22 protein-coding genes and 1 tRNA gene are annotated in these 26,117 nt (G+C 45.0%); 3 read left to right on the forward strand and 20 right to left on the reverse strand.

The annotated features are described in order from the left end of the window. Window positions 1-25 precede the first annotated feature (25 nt). The 19 genes from ABE547_RS01580 to ABE547_RS01670 form a co-directional block, all read right to left on the reverse strand. Window positions 26-96: transfer RNA gene (locus ABE547_RS01580), tRNA-Cys, on the reverse strand. A gap of 174 nt (window positions 97-270) precedes the next feature. Then, the gene (locus tag ABE547_RS01585; protein ID WP_347377111.1) at window positions 271-1,203 is read right to left on the reverse strand and encodes a tripartite tricarboxylate transporter substrate binding protein; all 933 of its coding nucleotides are present in this window, start codon (window positions 1,201-1,203) and stop codon (window positions 271-273) included. Further along, window positions 1,137-2,657 carry a tripartite tricarboxylate transporter permease gene (locus tag ABE547_RS01590; protein WP_347377112.1) on the reverse strand — a complete coding sequence of 507 codons (1,521 nt, stop codon included), beginning with the start codon at window positions 2,655-2,657 and terminating at the stop codon, window positions 1,137-1,139. Before ABE547_RS01590 ends, ABE547_RS01585 begins: the two co-directional genes overlap by 67 nt. 34 nt (window positions 2,658-2,691) lie before the next feature. Then, window positions 2,692-3,204, reverse strand: a complete 513-nt coding sequence (locus tag ABE547_RS01595) for a tripartite tricarboxylate transporter TctB family protein (protein WP_347377113.1) — start codon at window positions 3,202-3,204, stop codon at window positions 2,692-2,694. Between the two features lie 455 nt (window positions 3,205-3,659). Then, window positions 3,660-5,456: an ABC transporter ATP-binding protein gene (locus ABE547_RS01600; protein ID WP_347377114.1), complete on the reverse strand. Its 1,797-nt coding sequence runs from the start codon at window positions 5,454-5,456 to the stop codon at window positions 3,660-3,662. Between the two features lie 17 nt (window positions 5,457-5,473). Then, a complete protein-coding gene (locus ABE547_RS01605) occupies window positions 5,474-6,292 on the reverse strand; it encodes an ABC transporter permease (RefSeq protein ID WP_347377115.1) in 819 nt (272 codons plus the stop codon). Next, entirely contained in the window at window positions 6,289-7,218 is a 930-nt protein-coding gene (locus ABE547_RS01610; RefSeq protein ID WP_347377116.1) for an ABC transporter permease, read from the reverse strand. Before ABE547_RS01610 ends, ABE547_RS01605 begins: the two co-directional genes overlap by 4 nt. Continuing rightward, window positions 7,211-8,095, reverse strand: coding sequence for a hydroxymethylbilane synthase (gene hemC / locus ABE547_RS01615; RefSeq protein ID WP_347377117.1), 885 nt, complete (start codon window positions 8,093-8,095; stop codon window positions 7,211-7,213). The genes ABE547_RS01610 and hemC overlap by 8 nt, the downstream gene beginning before the upstream one ends. Beyond that, complete coding sequence (locus ABE547_RS01620; RefSeq protein WP_347377118.1) at window positions 8,092-8,865, reverse strand: sirohydrochlorin cobaltochelatase; 774 nt, start codon at window positions 8,863-8,865, stop codon at window positions 8,092-8,094. The genes hemC and ABE547_RS01620 overlap by 4 nt, the downstream gene beginning before the upstream one ends. A 19-nt stretch (window positions 8,866-8,884) precedes the next feature. Then, a complete protein-coding gene (locus ABE547_RS01625; protein ID WP_347377119.1) occupies window positions 8,885-10,498 on the reverse strand; it encodes a peptide ABC transporter substrate-binding protein in 1,614 nt (537 codons plus the stop codon). Then, window positions 10,495-12,036, reverse strand: a complete 1,542-nt coding sequence (gene cobA / locus ABE547_RS01630; RefSeq protein ID WP_347377120.1) for a uroporphyrinogen-III C-methyltransferase — start codon at window positions 12,034-12,036, stop codon at window positions 10,495-10,497. Before cobA ends, ABE547_RS01625 begins: the two co-directional genes overlap by 4 nt. A gap of 298 nt (window positions 12,037-12,334) precedes the next feature. Then, complete coding sequence (locus ABE547_RS01635; RefSeq protein ID WP_347377121.1) at window positions 12,335-13,246, reverse strand: sugar kinase; 912 nt, start codon at window positions 13,244-13,246, stop codon at window positions 12,335-12,337. A gap of 112 nt (window positions 13,247-13,358) precedes the next feature. Continuing rightward, a complete protein-coding gene (locus ABE547_RS01640; RefSeq protein ID WP_347377122.1) occupies window positions 13,359-14,048 on the reverse strand; it encodes an RraA family protein in 690 nt (229 codons plus the stop codon). 38 nt (window positions 14,049-14,086) lie between these two features. Then, window positions 14,087-15,019, reverse strand: a complete 933-nt coding sequence (locus ABE547_RS01645) for a fumarylacetoacetate hydrolase family protein (protein WP_347377123.1) — start codon at window positions 15,017-15,019, stop codon at window positions 14,087-14,089. Between the two features lie 101 nt (window positions 15,020-15,120). Next, on the reverse strand, window positions 15,121-16,104 hold the full coding sequence (locus ABE547_RS01650; protein WP_347377124.1) for a (4Fe-4S)-binding protein: 984 nt from the start codon (window positions 16,102-16,104) through the stop codon (window positions 15,121-15,123). A gap of 26 nt (window positions 16,105-16,130) precedes the next feature. Then, entirely contained in the window at window positions 16,131-17,756 is a 1,626-nt protein-coding gene (locus ABE547_RS01655; RefSeq protein ID WP_347377125.1) for an FAD-dependent oxidoreductase, read from the reverse strand. A 22-nt stretch (window positions 17,757-17,778) separates the two neighbouring features. Next, window positions 17,779-18,741 carry a bifunctional 4-hydroxy-2-oxoglutarate aldolase/2-dehydro-3-deoxy-phosphogluconate aldolase gene (eda, locus tag ABE547_RS01660; protein ID WP_347377126.1) on the reverse strand — a complete coding sequence of 321 codons (963 nt, stop codon included), beginning with the start codon at window positions 18,739-18,741 and terminating at the stop codon, window positions 17,779-17,781. A gap of 146 nt (window positions 18,742-18,887) precedes the next feature. Continuing rightward, window positions 18,888-19,931: a LacI family DNA-binding transcriptional regulator gene (locus ABE547_RS01665; RefSeq protein WP_347377127.1), complete on the reverse strand. Its 1,044-nt coding sequence runs from the start codon at window positions 19,929-19,931 to the stop codon at window positions 18,888-18,890. 133 nt (window positions 19,932-20,064) lie between these two features. After that, entirely contained in the window at window positions 20,065-20,943 is an 879-nt protein-coding gene (locus ABE547_RS01670) for an aldo/keto reductase (protein WP_347377128.1), read from the reverse strand. A gap of 312 nt (window positions 20,944-21,255) precedes the next feature. On the opposite strand from ABE547_RS01670, the gene ABE547_RS01675 reads away from it, so the two are divergent. Further along, the gene (locus tag ABE547_RS01675) at window positions 21,256-22,200 is read left to right on the forward strand and encodes an AEC family transporter (protein ID WP_347377160.1); all 945 of its coding nucleotides are present in this window, start codon (window positions 21,256-21,258) and stop codon (window positions 22,198-22,200) included. Between the two features lie 26 nt (window positions 22,201-22,226). Beyond that, window positions 22,227-23,561, forward strand: coding sequence for a hypothetical protein (locus ABE547_RS01680; protein WP_347377129.1), 1,335 nt, complete (start codon window positions 22,227-22,229; stop codon window positions 23,559-23,561). 118 nt (window positions 23,562-23,679) lie between these two features. Here ABE547_RS01680 and ABE547_RS01685 read toward each other — a convergent pair whose 3' ends face one another. Further along, complete coding sequence (locus ABE547_RS01685) at window positions 23,680-24,828, reverse strand: PucR family transcriptional regulator ligand-binding domain-containing protein (RefSeq protein WP_347377130.1); 1,149 nt, start codon at window positions 24,826-24,828, stop codon at window positions 23,680-23,682. Window positions 24,829-25,315: 487 nt separating this feature from the next. On the opposite strand from ABE547_RS01685, the gene ABE547_RS01690 reads away from it, so the two are divergent. Continuing rightward, window positions 25,316-26,116 carry an AraC family transcriptional regulator gene (locus ABE547_RS01690; protein ID WP_347377131.1) on the forward strand — a complete coding sequence of 267 codons (801 nt, stop codon included), beginning with the start codon at window positions 25,316-25,318 and terminating at the stop codon, window positions 26,114-26,116. Window position 26,117 lies beyond the last annotated feature (1 nt).

Here is a 26,117-nt window from a genome sequence, read left to right on the forward strand (position 1 = left end):
ATAATTCATTCCTGAGATTTTAAAGAGGCGCCAACCAGATTTGAACTGGTGATAGAGGTGTTGCAGACCTTTGCCTTACCACTTGGCTATGGCGCCATATCATATTAAACTATTTCTAAATGCTTATATAGTATAACAAATCTTTCATATTAAGTCAATATGAAAATTCATCTCTTCACGCAATTTTCCAGGGAAGGGGATCCGGGCTTTACGCCCGGATCCAATGAAAAAAACACTTTATGTTAGTCAAGGGATATTTCCGTTTATCGATTATTGTCCTACTGTGATGCCTGCATCCTCATATACCTTAGGCATGATTTCGAACTCGCTCTTACATTTTGCTGTCCACTCTTCGCTGCTGAGGAAGATAGCGTTAGAATACTGATCAGCCAGGAATTTCTGGTATTCTTCACCCTCAATAACTTCTTTGAATGCTGCTTCCAGAACATCGATTACTTCCTGCGGAGTATCCTTTGGAGCATGATATCCACGATACATAGCTACTGTTGCGTCGATTCCGATCTCTTTTGCAGTCGGAACATCCGGGAAATCCGGTAATCTTTCTTCTGTCATAGTACAGATCAGTTTTACTTCATCAGCTGCAACTGCAGAAGCGATGTCGATAGGTCCACATACGATTGCATCTACGTCGCCATTCTTAAGAAGAAGGTCAAATCCACCACCAGATGTATTTGGAACAAGGTTTACTTCGAGACCTGCTTTTGTACAGAAGTCTGTGATTGCGATATGAGCAACACCACCTGCGGAACCGGTACCGATGTTAACTTCACCCGGGTGAGCCTTGCAGTAATCGATGAATTCTTCAATGTTTGTGTAACGATCTTCTTCCGGACGGATAAAGATTACGTTGGAGTCATAGTTAACTGCACAGATCTGAGCAACATCTTCGTATGTAATATCTGCATAGTTATTGGACTTCATAGTTGCAAGAGAACTCAGAGACATGATGATTGTATAACCATCTGCATCTGCCTCCATAAACTGCTGGAATGCAGTTGCTGTAGCTGCACCACCGATATTCTGTGGAACAACAGATACTCCCAGAACTTCACCAACTTCTGTTGCCAGGTAACGAGCAATAACATCTGATCCGCCGCCGGTCTCTGTCGGGATGATCATTGTGATATCTCTTTCCGGGAACGTAGTTTCTGTTGTTTCTGCTTCGCCTTCGCTTTTCTCCACTTCAGGAACTTCTTCACTCTCGGCTGGAATACCATAATGATAGTCAGGATCCAGAACACATTCGGAATGAAGCGGAAGAAAATCCCCCAATCACCTTTTGACATTACAAGCGCAGAGCGTAAGTTCTTCTCACAGAGCTGTCCCAGCACAACACCCAGTATCGCTGCTGCCGGTGACAGTCCAACTTTCTCCATTAAGAAGCCTATTACACCCATTGCTACCATAACTAAGATTGCAAACGTTCTGTTACTGGATGAATACGTACCAATAATACAGACAACCAATACAATCGGAACCAGAATACGGTTATCTACTTCCAGAATCTTCGCAAAGAACTTCGCCATCGTTATTGCCATGATGAACATCGCAATATTTGCAACAAACATGAATACATAGATTCCATTTACTGCTTCTGATGAGCTCTGGAAGATTGTAGGTCCACAGATAACTCCATGAAGTGCAAGTGCACTGATAATAACTGCTGCAGTCGGATCACCAGGAACACCAAGTGCAAGTGCAGGAACCAGGGTTCCTCCTACCGTTGCGTTGTTCGCCGACTCAGGTGCCGCAATACCTTCCCATACACCGGTACCAAATTCTGCTTTACGCGGATTGCTGTTTTTCTCTGTCTCATATGCCACAAACGCAGAGATCTGTGCGCCGGCTCCCGGAAGGACACCGATGAACATACCAATCAGAGAACTCCTTGCGATCGTCTTGTGGATCCTCTTGCGAATTTCCCTCGTCGGGAAGATATGCTTCAGCTCCTGCTTATTTCCTTCCAGATTCTTCATACGAAGGATCTGCTTCATAAGCTCACAGAGTCCGAAGATACCGATCAGAACCGCGATGACATCATAACCACTCATCAGTTCGTCCACACCAAAGGTCAGACGCTTTGTACCGGTCAGATAATCCGTACCTGTACCTGCAAGCAGGATACCGAAAGCCGCTGAGATGATACCCTTCAAAAGGTTATCATCCGTACCTGCAATTACACACAATCCGAAAATGGAAAGTACAAAGTATTCCGGATATGCAAACTTCACTGCGATCAGTGAAAATGCACTACAACCTAAAAGTAATAATATAGAACCAATAATACCACCGATAAATGAACTGTATGCAGAGATACCGATTGCCTGTCCCGCATATCCTTTCTTTGCCAGTGGATAACCATCATTCGCCGTCATGATTGCTGCCGCCGTTCCCGGAACCTTCATCAGGATCGCAGCAATCGAGCCACCGTATACAGCACCTACATAGATTCCGACCAGCACCGCCATGGATGGCAGCGTTGCCATCTTCGCTGTAAAAGACGTCAGGATCGCTACCGCCATCGTAGCTCCAAGTCCCGGAATCGCTCCTACGATAATTCCCGCAAAAGTAGAAAAAACGCAAAGGACATAATCAAACGGAGTCAATGCTGAAAATACTGCTAAAAAGTCTGCCATATGTTTTCTCCTCCTTATCTACATCATCTTTTTCTTAAAAATAGAACATTCTCGGAATCTGAACCTTCAGAATCATAACAAAGAATATGTAGATAACCACAACCGATACTACAGAAACAATCGCAAGCACATGCGGTTTTCTGACTCCGTTCATGAACATGGTTGCGATCAGGAACACAATCGTCAGAACCTCAAAACCAACCGTCGGAAGTAATAACGCGTATGCAATCATCAGTATGATCGTAATCACAAGATGGACGATACTTGACTTATTCCCCTTCATGCTCTGAATTCCTGCCTGAACCTTTGCTTTTTCTGTCTCGATGTAGGAGTTTCCGTCCGCATCTACCTTCTTGATCCAGCCCTTCCAGATCACTGTTGCCAGGAACCATACTGCCGATATGATAAAGAATATGGCAATCAACTTCGGAAACACTTCCGGTCCGATCACCGACAGGTTCGAGTAATCCGGATATGCGTTTACCTCATTGAGAATGTACCCACCCATAACGAGCAGCACAATCGCTAATATCGTATCTCCTAACACAAAAACACCTCCTTCTTTTGTTGCTTTATTAAATAGTTTCGAAACCGGTTAACATATTTTATTTTTAAGAAGCCGTCACAACAGCTTCTTCCTACTATGGATAATACCATTATTGAGCTTTTTTTGCAACATTTCTCGTTTTATTTCTTTATTTTTAGTCACAATACACAATATGATTTTTTGTATTTTGTGAAAATTTCTGTGTTTTAATTAAATGACGTGTTTCGCAACCGTTTTCATCGTTCCATTTTCAGAAAAATAACACTTTTCACATTTTTCCTATGGTTTTAGTAAAGATTATACAGAATCATCCTTTTTGTCAATATTATTTCTGATATCCATTGTTTTTTATTCTATACCTAGCGGATAACTATGTTTTTTATGAGACGGAATGATACTCCATACATTACAACAGGAACGGCTGCCGTTCTATCCTGCAGCCGTCCCTGCTCACTCTATATCAGGGATCTCATATGATACCCCTCTTCTCTTGCAGCATTCATTTCTTCTGCATAGAGGAAACATCTCACCTTACGTTCTCCATATTCATACAGTTCCGGTACTTCCTGAAAGCATCTTTTTTGTGCATATTTGCAGTTATCTGCATACGGACACCCCGTCGTCTTCTGAAGCGACACAGCCTCTTCCTGAACCGGTATTTTTTTCTTCTCTCTGCCGGTCAGCTTTACCTTTTCTCCCGCCAGGAACAATGCTTTGGTATAAGGATGCCATGGTTCCTCCACAAGAGACCTGCATGATCCCTCTTCCACCATCCATCCCACATATACCACTCCCAGGACATCACTGATCCTGCTCATCAGTGACAAGTCATGGCTGATAACCAACATTGACAGGTGTTCTTTTTTCTTCATCTCGTTCAGCAGATGCACGAGCTGTTCCTGCACCTGGATATCCAGACCCGTAAAAGGCTCATCGCACACCAGAAGCTCCGGCGACATCAGAAGTGCTCTGGCAATCATGATCCTCTGAAGCTGTCCTCCGGACAATTGTTCAGGACGATCCCACAGTCTTGATTCTTCTATTCCCACCTCTGTAAGCATGGCAGCAACTTTCTCATGCACCTCTGCTTTATCGATCATTCCTCTTGCGACCAATGCTTCTCTCAGGTTCTCATACACGGTCATTGACGGATTCAGCGCCTGATATGGATTCTGGAATATCATCTGCATCTTCCGGCTGAAGGCTCTTCGCCTTTTCCCAGATAACCGGTCAATCCTCTCTTTTTCCCAAAAGATACTTCCTGCATCCGGCCGATAGATTCCCAGCATGGTACATGCAAGCGTGCTTTTTCCACACCCGCTCTCTCCCACCAGACCGTATGTCTGATGCCTGCATATCTTCAGAGAGACGGAATGCAGAACTTCCTTTTTCTGAAACTTTTTTGACACAAGTGATACATCTATCAAAACCGGTTTCATTCCCGTTTTTTCTGCCCGAAAAGGCATCTGTTCCAGATTACGCCTTGCCCGAATCAATGCTCTGGTATATGCTTCTTTTCCACCACGCAGAATCTCCCCGGTTCTCCCCTGCTCAATCATTCTTCCTTCATGCATGATCATAATACGACTGCAAAGCATCTTCACAACTCCCAGATCATGGCTTACAAGGATCATCGATATTCCAAGATCTCTGCACAATCTTCGTAGCAGATTCAGGATCTGTGCCTGAACCGTTACGTCAAGAGCCGTCGTAGGCTCATCTGCGATCAGGATCTTTGGGTTGCCTGCAAGTGCGATCGCAATACAGATTCTCTGCTGCATTCCTCCGGAGCATTCGAAAGGATACCAATTCATACATCCTTTCGCATCCCTGATTCCTACCATATCCAGCAGTTCTTCCGCACGCTCTTTTGCCTCTTTTTTGGAGCAGCCCGTATGAATCCGCAGACTTTCCATAACCTGTCCGCCAATCTTCATAAGCGGATCCAGACTGGACATTGCATTCTGCATCACGACTGCAATCTCACCTCCACGAAGCCTCCGGCTTTCCTGCTCGGATAGTGGAGGAGTGATATCTTCCCCACAATAGCGAATCTCTCCTTCGCTGATCACAGCACCTTTTTTCAGAAAGCCAAGAAGAGACATCACCAGGGTCGTCTTCCCGGACCCGGATTCACCAACAATCCCCAGTATTTCCTGTTTATCCAGGGCCAGAGAGCAGTCTTTGACCACTTCTTTTTGCGCGTCTTCATATGCGATTGTAAGATGCCTTACCTCCAGTAATGGTTCCATTCGATCCTCTCCTCTTCTTACGCCTTACGTTCCAGTGCATATCCCAGACTCTGAAGACAGACAACAAGTACTGCCAATACCAGAATCGGATACAGCATCTGAGTCGGGTACTGTGTAATCATGGGCTTTGCATCCTGAATCAACGTCCCAAGGCTTGCACGCGGTGCCGCAATCCCGATTCCCAGAAAGCTTAAAAACGCTTCTGTAAATATTGCTTTCGGGATCAGCAATATTGTCTGCACAATCAACAGCTCCTTTTCATTGGGAAGAATATATTTCCAGATGATACGCAGACGTGAAAATCCCATCATCTTTGCAGCAATACAGTAATCCATCTGCCCGAGTCGTCTGGTCTCAACTCGCAGCATCTTCGCAAGATCCACCCAGCCGGACACACAAATTCCGATCATCACACTTCTCACACTTGCTTCAAATACCAGAAGCGTAAGGATCACATACAGCATCGACGGGATCGCACTGATCACATTCATGATCTCCAGAAGAATACTGTCCAGAAGTGGCCCGCACAGGCCCGCAAGGGAACCGACAAGCATTGCAATCAATACGCAGATTACCGTACTTCCAAATCCTACTGCCAGGCTGATACGAAGTCCATAACACACTCTGGTGAAGATATCCCTTCCAAACTTGTCTGTCCCAAACCAGTGACTTGCAGACACGCCAAGATTCTGGCTGTTCACATCCTGCATATCATACGGATACGGAGACAGAAGCGGAACCAGTACCGCCAGCAGGATCAGCACTCCCAGAACACCCAGACACAGCTTTATATTCTTATCTTTTCTGATTCGATTCATACATCCCGTTTTCTTCATCTGTTCTGCTCCGTTCCAAACCGAATTCTTGGATCCAGATACATCTGAATCACATCCAGCGCAATCTGTGTAACGATCACGACCACTCCAACAAACATCGTAAGTCCCATAATCACCGTATAATCCCGGTTATTGATCGATGCAACGAATTCTCTTCCTAGCCCCGGAATCGTAAAGATGCTTTCCACCACAAAGCATCCCGTCACAAGATAGATCAGAAGCTGCCCCAGATAGACCAGAAGCTGAGCCAGAATCGGACGCCACATATGTCTCATCAGAATCGTTGATTTTTTCAGTCCCTTTGCCTCGAGAAATGTCGTATATCCCTGATCATACTCCTTCCACACGATACTGCAGACCATTCTGGATATCACACAGACCGGATAGACCGACAGAGAGGCAACCGGAAGCACATAATTGGCGGCCGTCGCAACGCCTGCGATCGGAAACCACTTCAGATACACGCCAAAACACAACATGAAGAGAAGCGCATATACAAAGTTCGGAATCCCGACCCCCAGTCCCTGAATCAGCTGAATGGTCCGGCGGATCATAAGATGATTCGTCATGATCTGCCAGATACCGAGGAACATGCCCATGATCAGACTCACGGCAAAGGCCAGCGCTCCGAGTCCCACGGTAACCGGAAGGCATCTTGCGATGATCGAATTCACCGTGACTCCCGGTTTTTTGATCGACATCCCAAAGTCCCCTCGCAGCAGGTTTTTCATGTAGATGGCATACTGCACCCCCAGAGGTTCATTCATTCCATATTCTTCTTCCATCATCTCAAACACCTGATCCGATACACTGCCGGTATCAAAGGGATTACCCGGCATCTTATGTGCCATCACAAACGTAAGAAATGTAAGGAACAGTAATGCCGCTACTCCTGTAACCAGTCTTTTTGCAACGTACTTAGCCACGTACTTCAAACCTCTCTTTCAACTCTGCTGCCAGAGTTCTTCCGATCCTCTCTGCTTCCTTTTCTGGTCCCTGCTTCTTGCCGACAATGTAACTTCCCGTTTCTTCGTTATAGTATAAGCCGCTCAGGATGACCTGTCCATCTGCGATCTGCGCATAGGCTGCAATCGGAGAACTGCAACCGCCATCCAGCGCACGTACAAAGGCTCTTTCTGCCAGCGCTGCAGTCTGTCCATCCTGATCCATGATACAGTCCAGATAATAATAGTCTTCTCCGGCTCTTCCCTGTACTGCAAGGATTCCCTGTCCGGCAGCCGGGATCACTTCTTCCGGATCCAGGATCCGACCTGCCGCCGACTCCATACCCAGCCGTTTCAGCCCTGCCATGGCAAGCACCGTCGCATCACACATTCCTTCTTCCAGCTTCCGAAGCCTGGTCTGCACATTGCCCCGCATACCGGTAAATGTACAGTCCGGGTAAAGCTTCTCAAGCTGTACCTGACGCCTTCTGCTCGACGATCCAATCACTTTAACGGTATCTATCCCTTTGCGAAAGAGAATCACATCTCTGGGATCTTCCCGTTTGGAATAAGCCAGGATCGGAAGTGTCTCTGGCACTTCCATCGGCATATCCTTCAGGCTGTGTACAGACAGATCTGTCCGTTTTTCCATCAGCGCAATATCCAGTTCTTTCACAAATAATCCCTTTCCTCCGACCTGATCCAGATTCCGGTCCAGAATCCTGTCACCGGTCGTTTTCATCGTAATGATCTGCACCTCAATCTCCGGATGTGCCTGTTCGATCATATGTGCCACATGCTCGGCCTGCCATACGGCAAGCTTACTTTCCCTGCTTCCTATCCTTACCACTTTTTTCATGATTCCATTGCCTCTCTCACATGTTCTGCAAATATGCGCTGTATTCCTTCTATCTCTCCAAGTCCCCGTTCCACAACGATGGATGAAAATCCCATGTTCTGAAATCTGACGAGCCAGGATTCTTCTCCGTCTGTCAGACTCCGGTATACATGCTCGCCGCTCACGATCATAAACGGAATGATCCTAAGCGGCTTTGGATCCAGATAACGGAGTTTCTGAACCACATCTGTGATATTCGGGTATCCATTTACGGTTCCGACCAGTACATTCGAATAGCCCATGGAATGAAATGCATATTCCAGCATCGTATATGCGGACTGTGCATATCCTATTGTGCCATGTCCTGCGATTACAATCACCTCATCCTTGCTCATCTTCCAGTCTTCAATCATATAATGCACACAGGCCTTATAATCTTCCACCTGACTGAGCAGCGGTTCTCCAAGCTTCAGCGTCTGAAACAGTTCCTGATAATCTTCCAGCGCATCTTTCAGTTTTTCGTATTCCAGCCCATATACTACATAGGTCGGCTGAACTACTACGTGTTCAATTCCGTCCTTTTGCATCCGAACCATCGCTTCCTCCAGCGTCGGTACGGCAATCCTGCTTTCTTCCCACAATTTCTCTATGATTTTCTGACTGGTAAATGCTCTGTACACAGGATAGTTTTCGAACTCTTTCCTCAGATATGCCTCGATCCCACCGATGGACCGCTCCAGATTTTCTCTGTGTCTCGTTCCGAAACTAATCACCAATATCGCTTTTTTCATCCATCTTCCTCCTGATCACTTACTCTACAGAAGCTCCTCTGATCTCCAGAGCACCTGTTGCCGAAATCTGTGAAATTCCCTTAATATTCGGCCGAATCAGATTGACACTGTGCATGGAATATAACGGAATAATGTAGAACTGTTCACCGATCGCATACTGTTCTGCTTCGTGCATCATCTCACTTCTTTTCACCGGATCTGTCTCCACATCTGATTCTGCAACCATCTTATCATAGGTTTCATCCTGAATGCCACTGCAATTATAGGTACTGTTAGACAGCAGCATAGACAGATACGTATTTGGATCTGCAAAATCCGCAGTCCAGTTCATACGGCAGAGCTCGAAATTTCCCGCTCTTCTTTCTGAATAATTAACCTGCAGCTCCTGCGCGTTCAACTCCAGCGTGATTCCAAGATTCTCCTTGAGCTGCTGCTGCAAAGCCTGCGCTGTATCCATATCCATTTCCAGTGTCGGATAGTTATAAGTAAGTACCGGGAAGCCTTCTCCATTCGGATATCCGGCCTCAGCAAGCAGTTCTCTTGCCCTTTCCAGATTCTCCTCAAATGGTGCTTCTGCTCCGGAGACAAAATATTCTCCCGTAGATTTGTCTGTCATGTATTTTGCAATAAAGTTCACCGTCGGTTCCACATCGCTTCCTACCATCTGGCACAACTCTTCTCTGTTGATCCCAAGATTCAGAGCCTCCCGGACTCTGACATCACGGAACACTTCTACTTTATCCAGATTCATATAGATATAACGTGTTGCGATTGCATCCGTGACAACCAGATCGTCTTTTCCCTCATATTCATCCATTACAGTTCCAAGAAGCGCCGGTGCTACATCCACTTCCCCTGTCTCATAGGCAGCAGCCATGGACTGCTTGCTGTCAAAAAACTTATATGTGATCTGATCCAGACTGACCGCGTTGGCGTTCCAGTAATTCGGATTCTTCTTCAGTACAAAGTACTGCTGAGGAACATACTCTGCCAGATAGAACGGTCCATTAGATACGCTGGTCTCCGGATTCGTATCCCATCCGCTTCCCACAGCATCTGCATAAGCTGCGCAGGACGGAGTATAGACTGGAAGTCTCAGAAGGTCCAGAAAATATACACATGGTGTGGACAGATGAAAAATGATCGTATCATCATCCGGTGTCTCCAGCCCCAGTGTACTCATGTCTGCTTCTCCGTTATAGATTGCCTCAGCGTTTTCAATCGGAAACAGATAATTCGAATATCCGTTTCCACTTTCCGGATCCAGAGATCGCTCGATCGTATTGCGGAAGTCAGCAGATGTCACCGGTGTTCCGTCTGACCATTTTGCATTTTCACGGAGATGGAAAGTCCACTCCGTCTGGTCATCGTTGACCTCATATGATTCTGCCGCACGATATTCAATCTCTCCATCTGCATTGTATGTTAACAGTTCATCCAGTGCGGTCACAGAATATGCAAGATAAGTATCCGCAATCATTCCGGCCGGATCCAGTCCGCCGCTCTCGCTGTTTGTTCCTACTGTTATCGCCTTTTCCTCACCCGTTGTTTCTTCTGATTTATTTCCACATCCTGCCATCATTGTAAGTACAAGTGCAGCAGAAAGAATGGCTGCTGTTAATCTTTTCATCATCTTTCCTCCTGTGCTTTACATAATTCCTTCAGTTTCTTTACCATACCGGCAATGGTTGCCTGATCAGAAATCTCAATCTGCATATGATACTTTTCTGCTTCTCTCGCCGTCTGTTCTCCGATACACAATGCCGGAACCTTTGTAAAATCCATATCCTTCATCGTCTGCACAAATCCTCGCACGGTGGACGCGCTTGTAAATGTTACGCGGTCGATCTGCCCATTTTCTATCTTCTCCGTGATTATGTCTGCCAGAGGACTGTTCTCCCTACAGAGCGTCTCATAAATCGCAACATCCCGGTACTGTATATTGCCGGCATCCAGCTCTTCTTTCAGTTCCTCAGATCCTTCTTTTGCACGAAGGAGGTATACGACTGCATCTTTTCCTGCCGTCTGCACCAATGCCTTTCCCAGTTCTTTTCCATTGTATACTTCCGGCATCAGGTCGGCCATCCAGCCATATCGTTCCAGTTCCTTTGCCGTCGCCTCCCCGATGACCGCGAATTTCAAGTCCACACCGGCCCGAAGAATTCTGCGAAGATCCGTCTTTTTTCCGGCAAGTGTAGTTCCAAAGAAGGTCTCTACTCCCGTCGGGCTCGTAAAGGTAAGCCATACTTCCCGTTCTTCTGATTCCGCCAGAAGTTCCGACAGATCCACCTGTTCCGGACTGATCGGTGTTGTATCGATCATCGGAATCTCAAGCACCTCTGCACCCGCATCCCGAAGCTCCTTTGTAAGTCTGCTTGCTTTATTTCTTGCTCTGGTCACCACGATCTGCCTGCCGGCAAGCTCTCTCTTCTCATACCAGGAAAATTCTTCCGACAATGCACATACCTTTCCCACAACAATGATTGCCGGAGTCTGTATCTTCGCTTTCTTAGAGTCCTCTTCCAGCCTGCTCACGGTTGATACCACTTTTCTCTGACAATATCTGGTGCCCTGTTCCAGCACTGCAGCCGGCATATCAGGATCCATTCCGGCCTGCATAAGCTTCTCCATCACATGTCCCATTGCCCGGATGCTCATAAGAAATACCAGCGTAGCATTCATTCTGACAAGTGATTCATAATCTGTGCGATCCTGTCCGTCTTTTCGCGGATGCCCAGTGATCACATGAAAAGAAGACGTATAATCCCGATGTGTCACAGGAATTCCGGCATAGGCCGGAACCGCTACAGCTGAAGTGATCCCCGGAACCACCTCAAACGGCACGCCATGCTCTGCAAGAAGCTCCAGTTCCTCTCCGCCACGCCCGAACACGAACGGATCTCCGCCCTTTAACCGTACCACCTTTTTCCCTTTCAACGCTTCCTTAAGAAGAATCTGATTCGTCTCTTCCTGCGGAACAGAATGCTTTCCGGATCGTTTTCCTACGGATACCTTCTCTACTTTTTCCGGTAGCATACACAGGATCTCTTCACCGACCAGTGCATCGTATGCTATAAAATCCGCCTGCTCAATGACCTCTATTGCTTTTTTGGTTAATAATCCTATATCTCCAGGGCCGGCTCCTACCAGCCATACCTTTCCATTATTCATCTCAATATCACTCCTTCACATATGAATAGATTTTAACAAGATACACCTTTTCCCACAATACTTATTTTATGGAATTGCTTTGCGGGTAATGACATAGATCCATGCGTTACATCTGCAGATACATCAATCCATGTCATTACCTGCAAATTCTCCTGGGCTTAGATACGCAAACAGCCATACCCGCACTTCCCGTTCCATTTTCCAAAGAGAGCTTCTCTTCAAAACACTGTACCGAGGTCGTCGCGGATATGGCTGTTCGGCTATATTTTCCTGCTACTCATGAGCTTATTCCTGTAGCTTATTTCTGTGCTGCCAGAAATTCTTCTACTTCTTTTTCTATCGGAATCGGTGTAACTGCACCATATCCTCTGGTAGAAAGTGCAGCCGCCGCATTGGCATATCTTGCACAATCCATCGGAGACATACCCTTGATATAACGAGAGCAGAATGCTCCGTCAAATGTGTCTCCGGCACCTGTCTGATCCACTGTATCTACCTTATATCCCGGGATGATCTCCTTCTTACCGTCAGCGGATACCATAACACCCTTGGAGCCAAGTTTCAGAACAACAACTTTTACTCCGATAGAATGATAGTAATCTGCAATTGCCTCCGGATCGTCCATTCCTGTAATCGACTGTGCATCTTCAAGACTTGGCATAAAGATATCACAGTAAGGAACGGTTGCATTGATGATTGCTGCAGCTCTTTCTTTAGACCACAGTTTCAGTCTGATGTTCGGGTCATAGGTTACGATTACATTGTTTGCACGGGCTATCTTGCATGCCTCAAAGATAGCATCACATGCAGAATTACTGATTGCCTGACTGATTCCGGATACATGAAGCAGCTTCGCACTTGCGATCAGCTGTTCCGGAACGTCTGCCGGTCCCATCTTACTTGCAGCAGATCCTGCACGAAAATATGTGAATTCATGTCCTTTTTCTGTGTAGGTAATAAAATACAGTCCTGTATGAGCGGTTGTAAGACGATTTACATAAGAAGTATCAACGCCTTCGCTCTCCCACAGTTTCATGAATGCATCGCCAAATGTATCCTGTCCTACCTGTGTGAAGTAAGCAGTCTGTGCTCCCTGGCGTGCTGCTGCCATCAGGAAGTTGGAGGTATCTCCACCAAATCCTTCTTTATAAATACCCTTTTCGGTATTGCTTAATTCCATTAACGGTTCGCCAATTGATACTATATCCATGATTCTTTCTCCTTTAATCATACCCTCATGTTGGCCATGTACTAATCATCCCGCCATAAAATGGCGGGACAATCAGGTGAAACATTATGTCTGATCCATAGGGTATATATGTCTATACACGGTTGAATTTATCAAGACCAGCTTTAATAGATCCCTGCTCGATGATCAGCTGAGCTTCCAGAAGCTCTGTAGCTTCGATTTCTTCACATACCTTTAATACTTCTTCAATGCTGTCCTTCGGAATTGCAACAACACCGGAGCAGTCAGCAACGATCAGGTCGCCAGGAGCTACCATGATACCGCCGCACATTACAGGTACGTTATTTGCATATGTTTTATATTTTCCTAATGTTGTATTAGCAGAAATACCTCTTGAGAAGATCTCAAATTTTCTTCCTCCGTAAAGTCCGCCTTCAGCCTGTCCTTTTCTGATCTCTTCTACATCACGAAGTCCACCGTCAAGGATTGCGCCTGCGAAGTTGTTAGCTACAGCACCGGCTGTCATGATACCGCCCCACAGAGCAACATCTTTATCGCTGTTAGCCATGCTGATAACCATTACGCTTCCTGCTTCCTCACATGCGTCCATAGCTTCAAATGCATGGGTTGGTCCACAGTTTTCTCCGTTTGCAGGTCCTTCCTGTACGGTTACAGCCGGTCCTACAAGTCTTTCACTTCCGGAAATTCTTGGCTGCATTTCATAATCCATGTAACGACGGCAGCCACATACTTTTTCACATGCATCAGATACAGATGCGCTTGCGATTACTTTAAATCTTTCGATGATATCTTTACTTACCATTTTCTTATCCTCCTAGAATCCTTCCATTCAATAACTGATTATTGTCCCATAGCTCCGCCCGGGCAGATTCCTGTCTCAACTTTCTCATTAACAGTCTTATTCTTCAGAACACCGATCTGTGGAATGATTGCTTCCATTGTCTGTCCTGCAACGATAGTCTCAGGAGCTCCGATATCGCCAAGAGCAACTACATCACCAGGATTCAGAGTCATGTGGTGTGTCAGGTTAGCAAGGATTGTCTGCATTGTCCAGTATGTATTAACACCTGTGTTACCTTCCTGTTTCCACTCGCCGTCAACCTTGAACTTCAGTTCAACTGCGTTAGGATCTTCGATCTGATCTGCAGGAATGATGTATGGTCCAAATGGAGCAAATTTATCAAACATCTTGTTCTTCGGATACAGAACGCCACGGCATGTTACGTCATTGGAAATTGTCCATCCGGCAACGTGATCCATGATGTTTTCCGGTGTACAGTATTTTGCTGTAGAGCCGATAACTGCTGTAAGCTCACATCCGTATGTAACCTTGTCGTATGGTTTTCCATCAATGTTAGGAATTACAACATCTTCGCCCGGTTTGCAGAAAGATGTAGATGGTTTCAGGAAGATGTGTGGGCACTCTGGATCTGGCAGCTTACCAACTTTTACATGTGTAGCGAATGTACGTCCGATCCAGATAGACTTTGTCGGATTGATCGGGTTCAGGATCATCTCTTCCTTCAGATCATATAACAGATCGCTGTCAGCCGGGATCCACTCAACAAGTGCTCTTGCAGCATCCGCTCCAGCTTTTCCTAACTTCATCATCTCTACCATGTCTGTCGGCAGGTTAGCAAGTGCAGGTTTTTTCTCTGCAGCATATGCAGCATAAGCCTCAGCAAGTTTTACTACTTTGTCTTCTCCTACTAATACTCCTGTCTGAACGTCGCCAGGTGCGAATGCAAATGTACCTAATTTAATGTTTGTCATTTTTCTTTTCTCCTTTTCTTTTTATATTGTTTTAATTTTTCATTTCTTTGTTTTTTTGTTTTTTATCTGTATGTTCGAATCTATATTGTCATTCCGGAAGATTAGCACTTAGCTCCGCCTGTCAGATGCAGTTTTGCTTCCAGAATTGCCTGCTTACGACTTAAGATATCATCACTTAATAACTGAGCCTGTACATTTTCAAATCCGATACGCTCAATTGTCTGTGCAAAACGTTCGCCCGTCTTTCCCTGTTCTCTGAACAGCAGGATTGCTTTTTCGATGACTGCCAAAACTTCTTCTTCTGTCTTGAATACTTTATCAATTGCCATTCCGCGGGTTACCCATTTACCCCAGCGTCCGCCGATGTAGATCTTGTATCCGCCTCTTAACTTCGGCTGCATAGCTCCGAATGGACATACATCCATCTTTCCGTCATTTCCAAGATGTACACAACGTCCACAGTTGTTACATTTTGATTCATCCAACTGAATTGTTCCTTCATCATCTCTGGAAAGTGCTCCCATCGGACATGATGCCAGAGCTGCACAGGTCTTACAGCCGTTACATTCGTCTTCATCTACTTCTACAACTGTCTGTCCGATAACAGCAAGGTCATTCAAATCCGGTTTTACACAGTTATTCGGACATCCGCCAACTGCAATTTTGAATTTGTGCGGAAGTAATACATCATGCCATCCAAGATAGAATGTTTCATGAATCTTCTCAGAAAGTGCAAATGTATCAATCTGTCCATACTGGCAGATCGTTCCTTTACAGGAAACAACCGGTCTTACCTTGGATCCTGTTCCACCAGTTACAAGTCCTGCTTTAGCAATTTCAGCCTGGAAAGCTTCTGCTTTGTCAGCTGGAATTCCCTGTACCTCAAATGTCATTCGAGACGTTAAACCTACGATTCCGTTTCCGTACTTCTCAGCAGCTTCCTGGATTGCCTTCATCTGTTCTGTAGTTACTCTTCCGTTTACAGTAAGAATACGAGCAGAGAATTCATCTGTTCCCTTATTGTTAAGGAAGCCCATACCTTTGAGACGCTTCTCTTCTTCTGGTTTGATTGTTAATGGTGCCATTAAAATTCCTCCTTTTCTCTTCCGGCTTAGACTAAATCAGTGCCATTAAATGTGGTTCCTGACTCCAGAACTTTTGTGTTCGTGTAGCCATAATATCTTAACTTATTTTGTAATAAGTAAGCTCGCTTTCCCTTTGTACATACAAGCAGCAGCTTGTCATCTGTACCAAATTCCGGCAGTACTCCATCAACCGCTGTCGGGTCAACATATGGTGCACCTTCAATTGCCGGCGTGATCGAAGCATCAATCACCTTATATTCAGAGTAATCTCCGGTTGCATATTCTTCCGGTGTAATACTGTCCATTGTTCCGTCCAGCTTATTCTCCAGCACCTGTACAGCCAGTACAAATGGGTGAATTGCTGTTGAGAACGGTGGAGCATATGCCATATCCATGTTGTCCAGATCATCCAGACTTCCCTTTAATGCAAGTGCTGTTGCGCCTACATCAACGACCTTGTCGACTGCTCCCGCTCCAAGTGCTTCTACTCCCAGGAACTTCTTCGTTGCTTTATCTGCAACCACTTTAATGATGAATGTATCAGATCCCGGATAATAGTGTGCTTTATCATCGGTAACAACGGTTACACTGACCGGATCAAATCCGGCAGCTTTTGCTGTCTCTTCTGTGAATCCCGTCTTTCCGATATTCAGACCCGGCAGATGACACACTGCAGTTCCAAGTACACCCGGATATGTAACTTTCTTTCCGGCGATATTCATAGCGCATACACGGCCCGCCATATTTGCTGTAGACCCCATCGGAGACCACTGTGGCTGTTTTGTGTACCGGTTCCATACCGTCACGCAGTCACCTACCGCATAGATATCATCTACATTTGTTTCCATATATTCATTTACTTTAATCGTTCTGTTCGGCATCAGTTCAATTCCGGTTCCGTCGAGAAATGCTGTGTTTGCACGAATACCGATAGACAGAATGACAACATCTGCCTTTGCACCCTTTTTGTCCGTCAGAACCTTCTCCGGCTTATCTGTTCCCTGAATCGATTCTACTCTGCGTCCTGTCATAACCTTGATTCCGATGGATGCCAGATGGTCTGCAAAGAAGTTGGCAAAGTCTTTGGAGAATCCAGGTAATACCTGATCTGCCATATCGATAACTGTCACACGAAGATCCATCTTGCGAAGGTTTTCTGCAACTTCCAGTCCGATGAAGCCTCCGCCTACAACAACTGCCCGCTCACAATTGTTATCTTTGATATAATCCTTGGCTGCAAATGCATCTTCAGGAGTTCTCATACAGAACACACCCGGAAGATCGATTCCCGGAAGTGGAGGTTTGATCGGAGATGCTCCTGTTGCAACCACAAGTTTGTCATATTCATAAGTAACGGTTTCGCCATCCACATTCACAGCTTCTACTGTTTTAGCTTCCGGATTTACTTTTGTTACTTCTGTTTCTGTAATTACATTGGCTCCTGTCAGGCTCGCAAACTTTTCCGGTGTATTGACAATCAATGCTTCTTTTTCTTTGATCACTTCGCCTACATAATATGGAAGTCCACAACCTGCATAAGAGATATCTTTCCCTTTTGTTACAATCGTAACTTCAGCATCCGGCATCTCTCTTTTAAGTTTTGCAGCTGCCTTGGTTCCGGCTGCTACACCACCGATAATTAGTACTTTCATGTAAAACCCTCCCTACTTATTTTTATAAATGTCTTCTCAGATGAATCGCAAATCCTCCGAATTCACCTTCAAAGTATGCTGCGATAATTCCTTTCTCATCTGCCGACATATGTTCTTCATCAAAGCTGTAACCTACAGATTTAAAATATGCCATTGCACGGTCGATATTCCTTACGCTTAATGCGATATGTCCGTGGGTTCCTTTCCCCGGTGTCTTATTGACTTCCACCATATCCCCTGCGAAGAAAGAGGCTCCGTCATGCATCGGCACTCCCAGAAGTCCTGCATACGCTCTGGTAATCTCTTCTGCTTCTTTCGCATCCTGTGCATTGATTCCCAGATGTAGGAGGAAGATATCATGAATATTCTTCACAGCTTCTTTCGATAATCTTGTAATCTCGTCAAACTGATGCTCACGGATCATTTTAGAAGGACAGATCCAGCTTCCGCCACATGCCACAACATTTGGCAGATCCATGTATGAACCAATGTTCTCTGCACTGATTCCGCCGGTCGGAACGAATCTCATATCTGCATAAGGCCCTTTTAAGGCCTTCAGCATCTTAACTCCTCCGGCAGCTTCTGCCGGGAAAAATTTTACTACTTTAAGTCCATACTTCTGAGCCATTGCGATCTCACTCGGAGATGTGATCCCCGGAAACATTGGGATATCATGCTCCACTGCCCATCCAACGACCTTTTCATCAAATCCCGGCGATACCAGGAATTTCGCGCCGGCATCTACAGCTTTTTGGGCCATCTCAACGGTAAGAACGGTGCCTGCACCCGTGCAGACATCCAGGCCACTTTCGCTCAGTTTCCGGATTGCATCTGCAGCGGCTGCGGTACGGAAGGTAATCTCAATTACTTTTATACCGGCTGCCAGAAACGCCTTTCCCAATTCTACCGCATCATCACTGTTATCAATCGCAACAACAGGAATGATTGCGCTGCTATACATCTGTTCCAATACTTTATTATCCATAATCGTCTCCCTGATTGTGTACCGGTTTACATTCTATATATAACCATGTTTTTTTAGCAAAATATCATTCAATTCTAATCAAGTCTGTAACCGGTTTCGAATTCATCAAAAAAAATTATGTTTTTATTTTTTATCTTTATTATTGCTTATTTTTTCCTCAGCGTTGATTCTCTCGGCACAAAATCTGTATTTACCCAGATTGTCTTCACTTCACCGGAAGGTTCTTCAATCTTCTCAAGGATTCGTGCTGCACACTTCTGTCCGATCTCATATCCACGGATCATTACACAGCTGACCGTCGGCCGCAGCATGTCCATCCATATTGTGCTCTCGTTCCAGGACCAGGAATTCGTTCCGCACAGACCAATCTCATCCGGCATCCTGTATCCCAGATTTTTGATTGCACGAAATGCCAGCATGGTCATAACCGAATTTGCTCCGATCACAGCCGGAATCTCTCCTTTTTTCACCGTCTTCATAAATGCTTTTACGCATTCACTGACGCTGCTGACCGTCTCATCTCTGGTAAGAAATACATCTGCGTGTGCGTCATATCCAAATTCTTCATCCATAATCCGCAGGAAACTGCTTTTTCGAATATTCTTTGCACTGCTCTGCAGATTTTCCTGCGTCATCAGCGCAATTCTTGTATATCCCTGTTCCTTGAGGTGATGTACCAGCACAGAGATGATCTCTTCGTTGTCTTCCCCCACAATATCCATATTGTAGTTGCGAAGCTTTCTGTCACATAACACGATCGGAATTCCCTGATTCTGATATCCATACAGGAAATCATTATCCGGAGACGTCGTATTGACGATCAGGCCATCTACTCCCTTACTTACAAGCGTTGAGATTGCAATCTTCTCCTTTGCCGGATCCTCATGACAGTTAATAAAGAGTGGTACATAGCCATTCATCTCAAGAATCTCTCCGGTTCCCGCAACAACTGCGGATGAAAATGGCGAAGCGATATCCGATACAATTACTCCAACCGTATAGGTCTTCTTTGTCTTCAGGCTTCTAGCCAATTCGCTGGGATGGTAGTCCAGCAATTCAATCACATTCTTAATCCGGTTCGCCGTCTCGGCGCTCATCATATTCGTCTGCCCATTGATATATCTGGAAACGGTCGTCTTGGAATACCCAACCGCATCTGCGATATCCTGGATTGTTACTTTTTTCTTCATTGCCATTGCTCCTTGGATAACTTCAAAACTTCTATGACAATTCTAACATTCCGTTCCGGCATTTTCAACATTTTTCCAGTCTCCGCGCGCCTTGTCATTACACTAAGATGTCATCTGCGAATCTCGCAAACCTTTAAAATACCGGTGGTGTATCCTCGCCAAATGTGGTGTGATCACTGTCGTTCAACAGTCCCGGCTCTTCCAGTGCATCGATCAGTGCCATGTCCTCATCGCTGATCGTAAAGTTCAGATTGATATTCTCAAGGATTCTGTCCTTATGTACACTCTTGAAGATCGGAATTACATTTTTCTGCTGTGCATATTTCATACAAAGCTGTGATACGGATACTCCCAGTTTATCAGCGATCTCTTTTACCTGTGGGAATTCAAAGATTCTTCCGTTAGCCAGAGGGCTGTAACCAGTTACAACGATTCCAAGCTTTTCACAGTACTCAATATCTTCTTTCAAAGCAACTCCGCAGCCCGGGTGGAATTCCAGCTGATTCACCATCGGTTTTACCTTTGCCGTCTGCATCAGTTCGTCGATGTGATGAACCTTGAAGTTTGAGATACCGATCGCTTTACATTTTCCTTCGTTGTAAAGTGTTTCCATTGCTCTCCATGTCTCAGCATTTTTTGCAATGTAATCATCACGGAAAGTACTAGGTACCGGCCAGTGAATCAGGTAAAGATCAACATAGTCAAGTCCAAGATCTGTAATAGACTGGTTGAATGCCTCCAGGGTCTCATCATATCCACGAACGGTATTCCAAAGTTTGGAAGTTACGAAGATGTCTTCTCTCTTCCATCCCGTTGCTTCGAGTCCTGCCGCAATGCCCTGTCCTACATATACCTGGTTTCCATATCTTGTTGCACTGTCAATATGATTGCATCCGCACAGCATTGCGTCTTTAATTGCGTTGATCGTGATCTCTGCACGCGGCGCTTTCCAAGTGCCATAACCAATTTCCGGAATTGACGTTCCATTGTATAATTTCACGCGATTCATCATGTCCTGCTCCTTTTCTTCATTGTTTCTCTTTTTGTTAACGTGTTTCTTTATTAACCGGTTTCTTTATGCCTTTATAATACCAGACTCATTCTGCATGTTCAAGAAAAATCAATAGATTTTATCTTTTTTGTTAGTTTTTTATATTTTTACGCCTTCTGTTTTGTGCATTTTTGCCGTTTTTTCGTTTATCAGTTTCGTTAACCGGTAAACATACTATTTTTTCGTTGACTTTTAAATATGAAAATGAGAAAATAAAGGAAATAAGCAAAAACTGTGAAAATATAATGAGAATAGAGGTGTTCCCCCTTGCGGATGTTTACAATATCTGACTGTATTTCGACGGTTCTCCCTATTTTAATCATAATCGTAATCGGTTACGTAATGAGGATTCGGAAGATTCTGGGAGACCGTTTCGTGGAAGAAGCGAATCACATTAATTACATTCTTGGATTTCCGCTGCTGCTGTTTACCAGTACAGTGACCGCCGATCTGAAGACTTTATTCAATCTGAAGCTGGTACTGTATTCTGTAGGAAGCATCCTGGTCATGGCTGCTGTCGGATATCTGATATTCGGAAAACTTACAGATAAGAAAAAACAGGGAGCCCTTACTACCACAACTTTCCGATCCGATATCCTGTTATTCGCCGTTTACATTACCGGGCAGCTGTTCGGACAGGACGGAATTGCGCTTGCCGCCATGTTGACAGCTTTCATATCTCCTACAGTCACCACTCTTTCCATCGTGATACTGAATCACCTGGATCAGGAACACAACCGTGGATTAAGTATCGGTCAGACACTTCTTAAAGTAATAAAGAACCCGTTTATTATCGCGGTGATCACCGGAGTCCTGTATAATTGCAGCGGTCTTCCGTTCCCGGAACCCATTCTGGATCCTCTTCAGGATATCGGTGCCATGGCTATCCCGCTTTCCCTTCTGGCAATCGGTGTACAGCTTGACTTTAAAAATGTAGCCGAAGAGAAGTCCCTGATTATAATCGGAGTATTTGCACGGCTGGTTGCAGTCCCGGCCATATTTGTTACAGGTGCAGTATTACTGGGCTTTCACGGGATGTCCCTCGCCTGCCTGTTTGCCCAGTTTGCCGCACCGGCTACCGTATCCTGCTACAGTTTTGCCGAACAGATGAACAGTGATTCCAAACTGGCCGGAAGTATCATCATATTTTCCACTGTATTTGCAATCATCACCATCTTCATCGGCCTGATCATTCTTACGAGCTTACAATTACTGTAATTTTCTTTTAAAAAGGAGGACTTAATATGAAAGAACCTGAAGTTATGCACAAAGATGTGCAAAAAGTAGTGGAACAGAGCCTTCTCACCGACACTCCTGTATATGGAATGGTGATCCATGAGGCTTCTGATCTGAATCCTTCATCCCGCGTGGAGTATCTCGGAAAAAATGCAGATTACACCCCACTGAAAGTAGACCTTGGCGATCATTCTGTCGACTATGGCTCCTGGGCAGACTGGCCATGGCTGAAAGCCAATGTCCCTGTAATGTGTGACTGGGATGGTCACATAGACTATTACCTTGACCCGGTAGATTATACGAAAAAAGCCGGTTCTGACGAGCCGTCAGATGTTGCGGATCCGGAATACGAGGGGAATGCCATGGCTGTAGCAAAGCTGATCTATACCTGTACCTACTGCATCGGACACGATCGCTACGTCTACTTCTGTGATCGGAAGATTTCCGATGATTTTGAGCCGATCGGTTTCAATGTACGCGGCACTATCCGTGATTATATGTTGATCCCCATGTTCTATGGATATAAGGATGCCCGCGGCCGTCTTCGCAGCATTGCCGGACAGTACAGTGCCGGTACCATCACCGGCCATCACACCCAGAACCGGGACGACATCGATATGGATACACAGGCACAGTATCTGGCCGTTCTTCGCGCTTCTGCAGGAAGTCTGTTCTTTGGTGGCGCCCTTGTCAATGTACTGACAGACATTGCAGTCATGCTCTCAAAAAGTACAGACACTCAGGCGTCCTACGGCACCGGAATGTCCAAAAGCTACACGGCAGATTCTGACCATACCGGACACTGGGGAACCATTCCCGAGCCGGTTCTGAACGCACAATTTTACGGAGGAGCAGACGAAAAGACTTATTCTACTATATTCCATTCCACGGTACTGGGAACGAACATGCTCTGGCAGAGAGATCCGTATACCCTTCTTGTATATGGACGTCTGAAAGTCTCTCCGGATTACAGGTTTGACCTCACCGGCGAGAGCTATGTGGATACCGGCTGCACACTCCCTCAGGGAAATTATTACGCAACACTTCAGGTGGTACCGGGATATGGGTTCATCCCTTGTCCGGATGTTGTCGGAAGTGATTCCACCGGATATTGCGATCATATGTACGCCAACCCGGAAGTCATCTCTGTCGCTTCCCGTTTCGGATGCAGCAGAAGCGGTGCACGTGCCGGATTATTTGCACGTTCCATGAACCATTCCGGATTCAACCGAAGCGGCATTATGGAAAATGGAGAGCCTCTGTGTACTGCTGTCGAATTGGATGAATCCTTCTCCTGGTGGTGGAACTTCGGCTGTTCACTCATGGTGCCCAAGCCACTGTAATACACTCCCTGTTTCTGCGATTTTCATAAGAAAAGCTGAGGTAAGCGGATAAGCGTCGAAGCGTTCTTACGAAAATCGCATACATCAGAGAGGAGACAACCTGGGTTTGCAGCAGTCCCTACTTTATATCCCGAAATCCGATTCCCGCCCGGATAATATAATATGCCACCATGATCTTGACTCGGTTTTCATTTTTTATAATATCATAACCCAATATTTCTTTTATCTTATTGATCTTATATGCCATCGTATTTTTATGGCAGAACGTTGCCTTTGCCGTCTCTACTATATTACATTCATTTTGAAAAAATATCTCAAGAAGCTTCACATAATCTGTTCCATATTTTTTATCGTAATCGATCAGACTGCCCAGCGTTTCTTCGACAAATCTGGGATAGATCTCAGGTTCTTTGATATCGGACAGAATCTTATAGATGCCAAGCTCATCATATACCAGTATATTCTTCTCAATCGGAGCCTTTGTCAGCTGATATGCCGTATATGCACGTTCATAAGATTTGTGGATCTCCCGGATATCTCTGACCGTTGTCCCTATCCCTACATAGATATTGTCATCTTTATCGCAGATTTTCCGGAATGCTTCCAGAAGTTCCCTCTCCGAGTACCCGGTAGTGAGTATGATCAGCCGGTTATTCTCCTCATATACAATCCGTTTTTTCAATATGTAATGAAGTCCTCTCTGGATCTGAGCCAGCTTCTCATTGCCCTGTTCTGTGTTGTACACATTACAGCTCAGGATGATAATATTATAATTCAGATCACGAAAAAATCCGTTCCCCTCAAAAAGACTGACATACAGCTCTTCATTATTCGAAAAGAAAATGGCATTCTTCAATGCCGTACTCAGATTGGTCTGCTTTTGCTCATTTCTGAGAAGAATCACAGAAAAGCTTCGCATGATATCAATATACGGAGTCTTCCATGTCGCGGAAAACAATGCAAATTCAATCTCATTGCAATATGAAATGATCTCCTTGGGAATCTTCATTCCGTCCCTCAGTGCAATGATGAGTCCCCCGGAATGTTCCCGGTTCAGCGCTGCAATAAAATCTTTCAGCCATTCCTCCGAGACATAATGCAAGCCGGAATTAAATACCAGTTCATCCCCATGCAGGAGCGAAACAAAATCTTTATCCTCCACCATGTGTATCCAGCTGATCATTTTGTGGAAACAGGATCTGGTAAGTAATGTAACTTCATATTTTTCATCCAGCTCTGCATACAAATTTTCCAATTCAACTGCCATTTATTTCATCTCCGTCTCTCATAATATACTATATATTATCATAATTGTGTTTCAAGCACAATAAAATTGCCAATTTATGTATTCTCAAACTATATGAAATCCATTTTTCTTGTGTTATATTGTCTTCAGAACACAAATCACCCCGATTTTTTTTGTTGTTCTAAAAAATTTAACTCCAGATTATAAATAATCATTGAAAAAGGACTGTTGCTACGCCATTATGCAACAGTCCTTCGTCTTTTCTCTTTCATTATGCATTTATCATTCTTCATAATCAATTAGCCAAATTACACAGTCTTATTCATCAGATCTGTATTTGCGCAAGCCTCTTCATATGCCTCGTATAAACCCATAAAAAACATTCTAATTTCATTCATCATAACCTTTTCCTCCTTGCTTTCTATACTTGTATTATATTCCGGTTTCCGGTATAATACTCGTCAAAAGATATTTAGGAGTAGCCAAATCTTGCAAAAGGAGTATTGCCATGTTGCCATTATACGAAAAAACAGAAAATGAACTGGATATTCGCCATATACGTTCCAGACATATTGCTCCCCATCTTCACGAAGCGCTGGAATGTGTCTATGTAACAGACGGAACCCTGGAAATCGGGATAGGAAAAGAACTGTATCATATGAAAAAGGGTGATTTTGCCATCGTATTTCCCAATCTGATTCATCATTACCAGGTCTTTGACACCGGAAACTGTCGTGCCTACTATCTCTGGGCATCTCCATCCCTGTGCGGCCTGTACCTGCCGCTTCTTCGCCAGTCCCGCCCCAGGACACCGGTCATTCCGTCTGAACTTCTGCATCCGGATATTGTATACTCTATCCACAGTCTCTTCGAAAATCCTGCCGCGGAAGAAAAAACGGTCATCTATTCTGCTTTCGTCCGTCTGATTCTGGCCAGAAGCCTGCCCATATATCAACTTTCGGACAAACCCTCTCCTGATAATGACGACATCATATATCAAACAGTTTCCTATATCTCCAGCAACTTCAAAAACCACATTACACTCACCGGTATGGCCCGTGACCTGGGCTTCAGCCCTTACGCACTTTCCCGGGTATTTTCCGGAACCTTTCATAAGAATTTCAATCATTATCTCAATGACACAAGACTGGATTATGCATGTTCTCTCCTGCAATACAGCGGGATGTCCATCACAGAGATCCTGGTAAATGCAGGGTTCGACAGTCAGCGTACATTCAACCGGGTATTTCGCGAACGCATGCACATGTCGCCCCGGGAATACCGGCAGATGTGTCAGAACGAAGATTGAT

This window comes from Dorea sp. YH-dor226, assembly GCF_039832105.1.
In the GTDB taxonomy this organism is placed as follows: Bacteria; Bacillota; Clostridia; order Lachnospirales; family Lachnospiraceae; genus Dorea_A.

Bases quoted from the DNA above. Each gene is read 5' to 3' on its own strand.
- eda (WP_347377126.1), bottom strand. From the start codon at position 18,741: ATGGATAATAAAGTATTGGAACAGATGTATAGCAGCGCAATCATTCCT.
- ABE547_RS01605 (WP_347377115.1), bottom strand. From the start codon at position 6,292: ATGAAGAAAACGGGATGTATGAATCGAATCAGAAAAGATAAGAATATA.
- ABE547_RS01650 (WP_347377124.1), bottom strand. From the start codon at position 16,104: ATGGCACCATTAACAATCAAACCAGAAGAAGAGAAGCGTCTCAAAGGT.
- ABE547_RS01685 (WP_347377130.1), bottom strand. From the start codon at position 24,828: ATGGCAGTTGAATTGGAAAATTTGTATGCAGAGCTGGATGAAAAATAT.
- ABE547_RS01635 (WP_347377121.1), bottom strand. From the start codon at position 13,246: ATGGATATAGTATCAATTGGCGAACCGTTAATGGAATTAAGCAATACC.
- ABE547_RS01590 (WP_347377112.1), bottom strand. From the start codon at position 2,657: ATGGCAGACTTTTTAGCAGTATTTTCAGCATTGACTCCGTTTGATTAT.
- ABE547_RS01600 (WP_347377114.1), bottom strand. From the start codon at position 5,456: ATGGAACCATTACTGGAGGTAAGGCATCTTACAATCGCATATGAAGAC.
- ABE547_RS01665 (WP_347377127.1), bottom strand. From the start codon at position 19,931: ATGAAGAAAAAAGTAACAATCCAGGATATCGCAGATGCGGTTGGGTAT.
- ABE547_RS01655 (WP_347377125.1), bottom strand. From the start codon at position 17,756: ATGAAAGTACTAATTATCGGTGGTGTAGCAGCCGGAACCAAGGCAGCT.
- ABE547_RS01670 (WP_347377128.1), bottom strand. From the start codon at position 20,943: ATGATGAATCGCGTGAAATTATACAATGGAACGTCAATTCCGGAAATT.
- ABE547_RS01625 (WP_347377119.1), bottom strand. From the start codon at position 10,498: ATGATGAAAAGATTAACAGCAGCCATTCTTTCTGCTGCACTTGTACTT.
- ABE547_RS01680 (WP_347377129.1), top strand. From the start codon at position 22,227: ATGAAAGAACCTGAAGTTATGCACAAAGATGTGCAAAAAGTAGTGGAA.
- hemC (WP_347377117.1), bottom strand. From the start codon at position 8,095: ATGAAAAAAGTGGTAAGGATAGGAAGCAGGGAAAGTAAGCTTGCCGTA.
- ABE547_RS01690 (WP_347377131.1), top strand. From the start codon at position 25,316: ATGTTGCCATTATACGAAAAAACAGAAAATGAACTGGATATTCGCCAT.
- ABE547_RS01675 (WP_347377160.1), top strand. From the start codon at position 21,256: ATGTTTACAATATCTGACTGTATTTCGACGGTTCTCCCTATTTTAATC.
- ABE547_RS01640 (WP_347377122.1), bottom strand. From the start codon at position 14,048: ATGGTAAGTAAAGATATCATCGAAAGATTTAAAGTAATCGCAAGCGCA.
- cobA (WP_347377120.1), bottom strand. From the start codon at position 12,036: ATGAATAATGGAAAGGTATGGCTGGTAGGAGCCGGCCCTGGAGATATA.
- ABE547_RS01645 (WP_347377123.1), bottom strand. From the start codon at position 15,019: ATGACAAACATTAAATTAGGTACATTTGCATTCGCACCTGGCGACGTT.
- ABE547_RS01620 (WP_347377118.1), bottom strand. From the start codon at position 8,865: ATGAAAAAAGCGATATTGGTGATTAGTTTCGGAACGAGACACAGAGAA.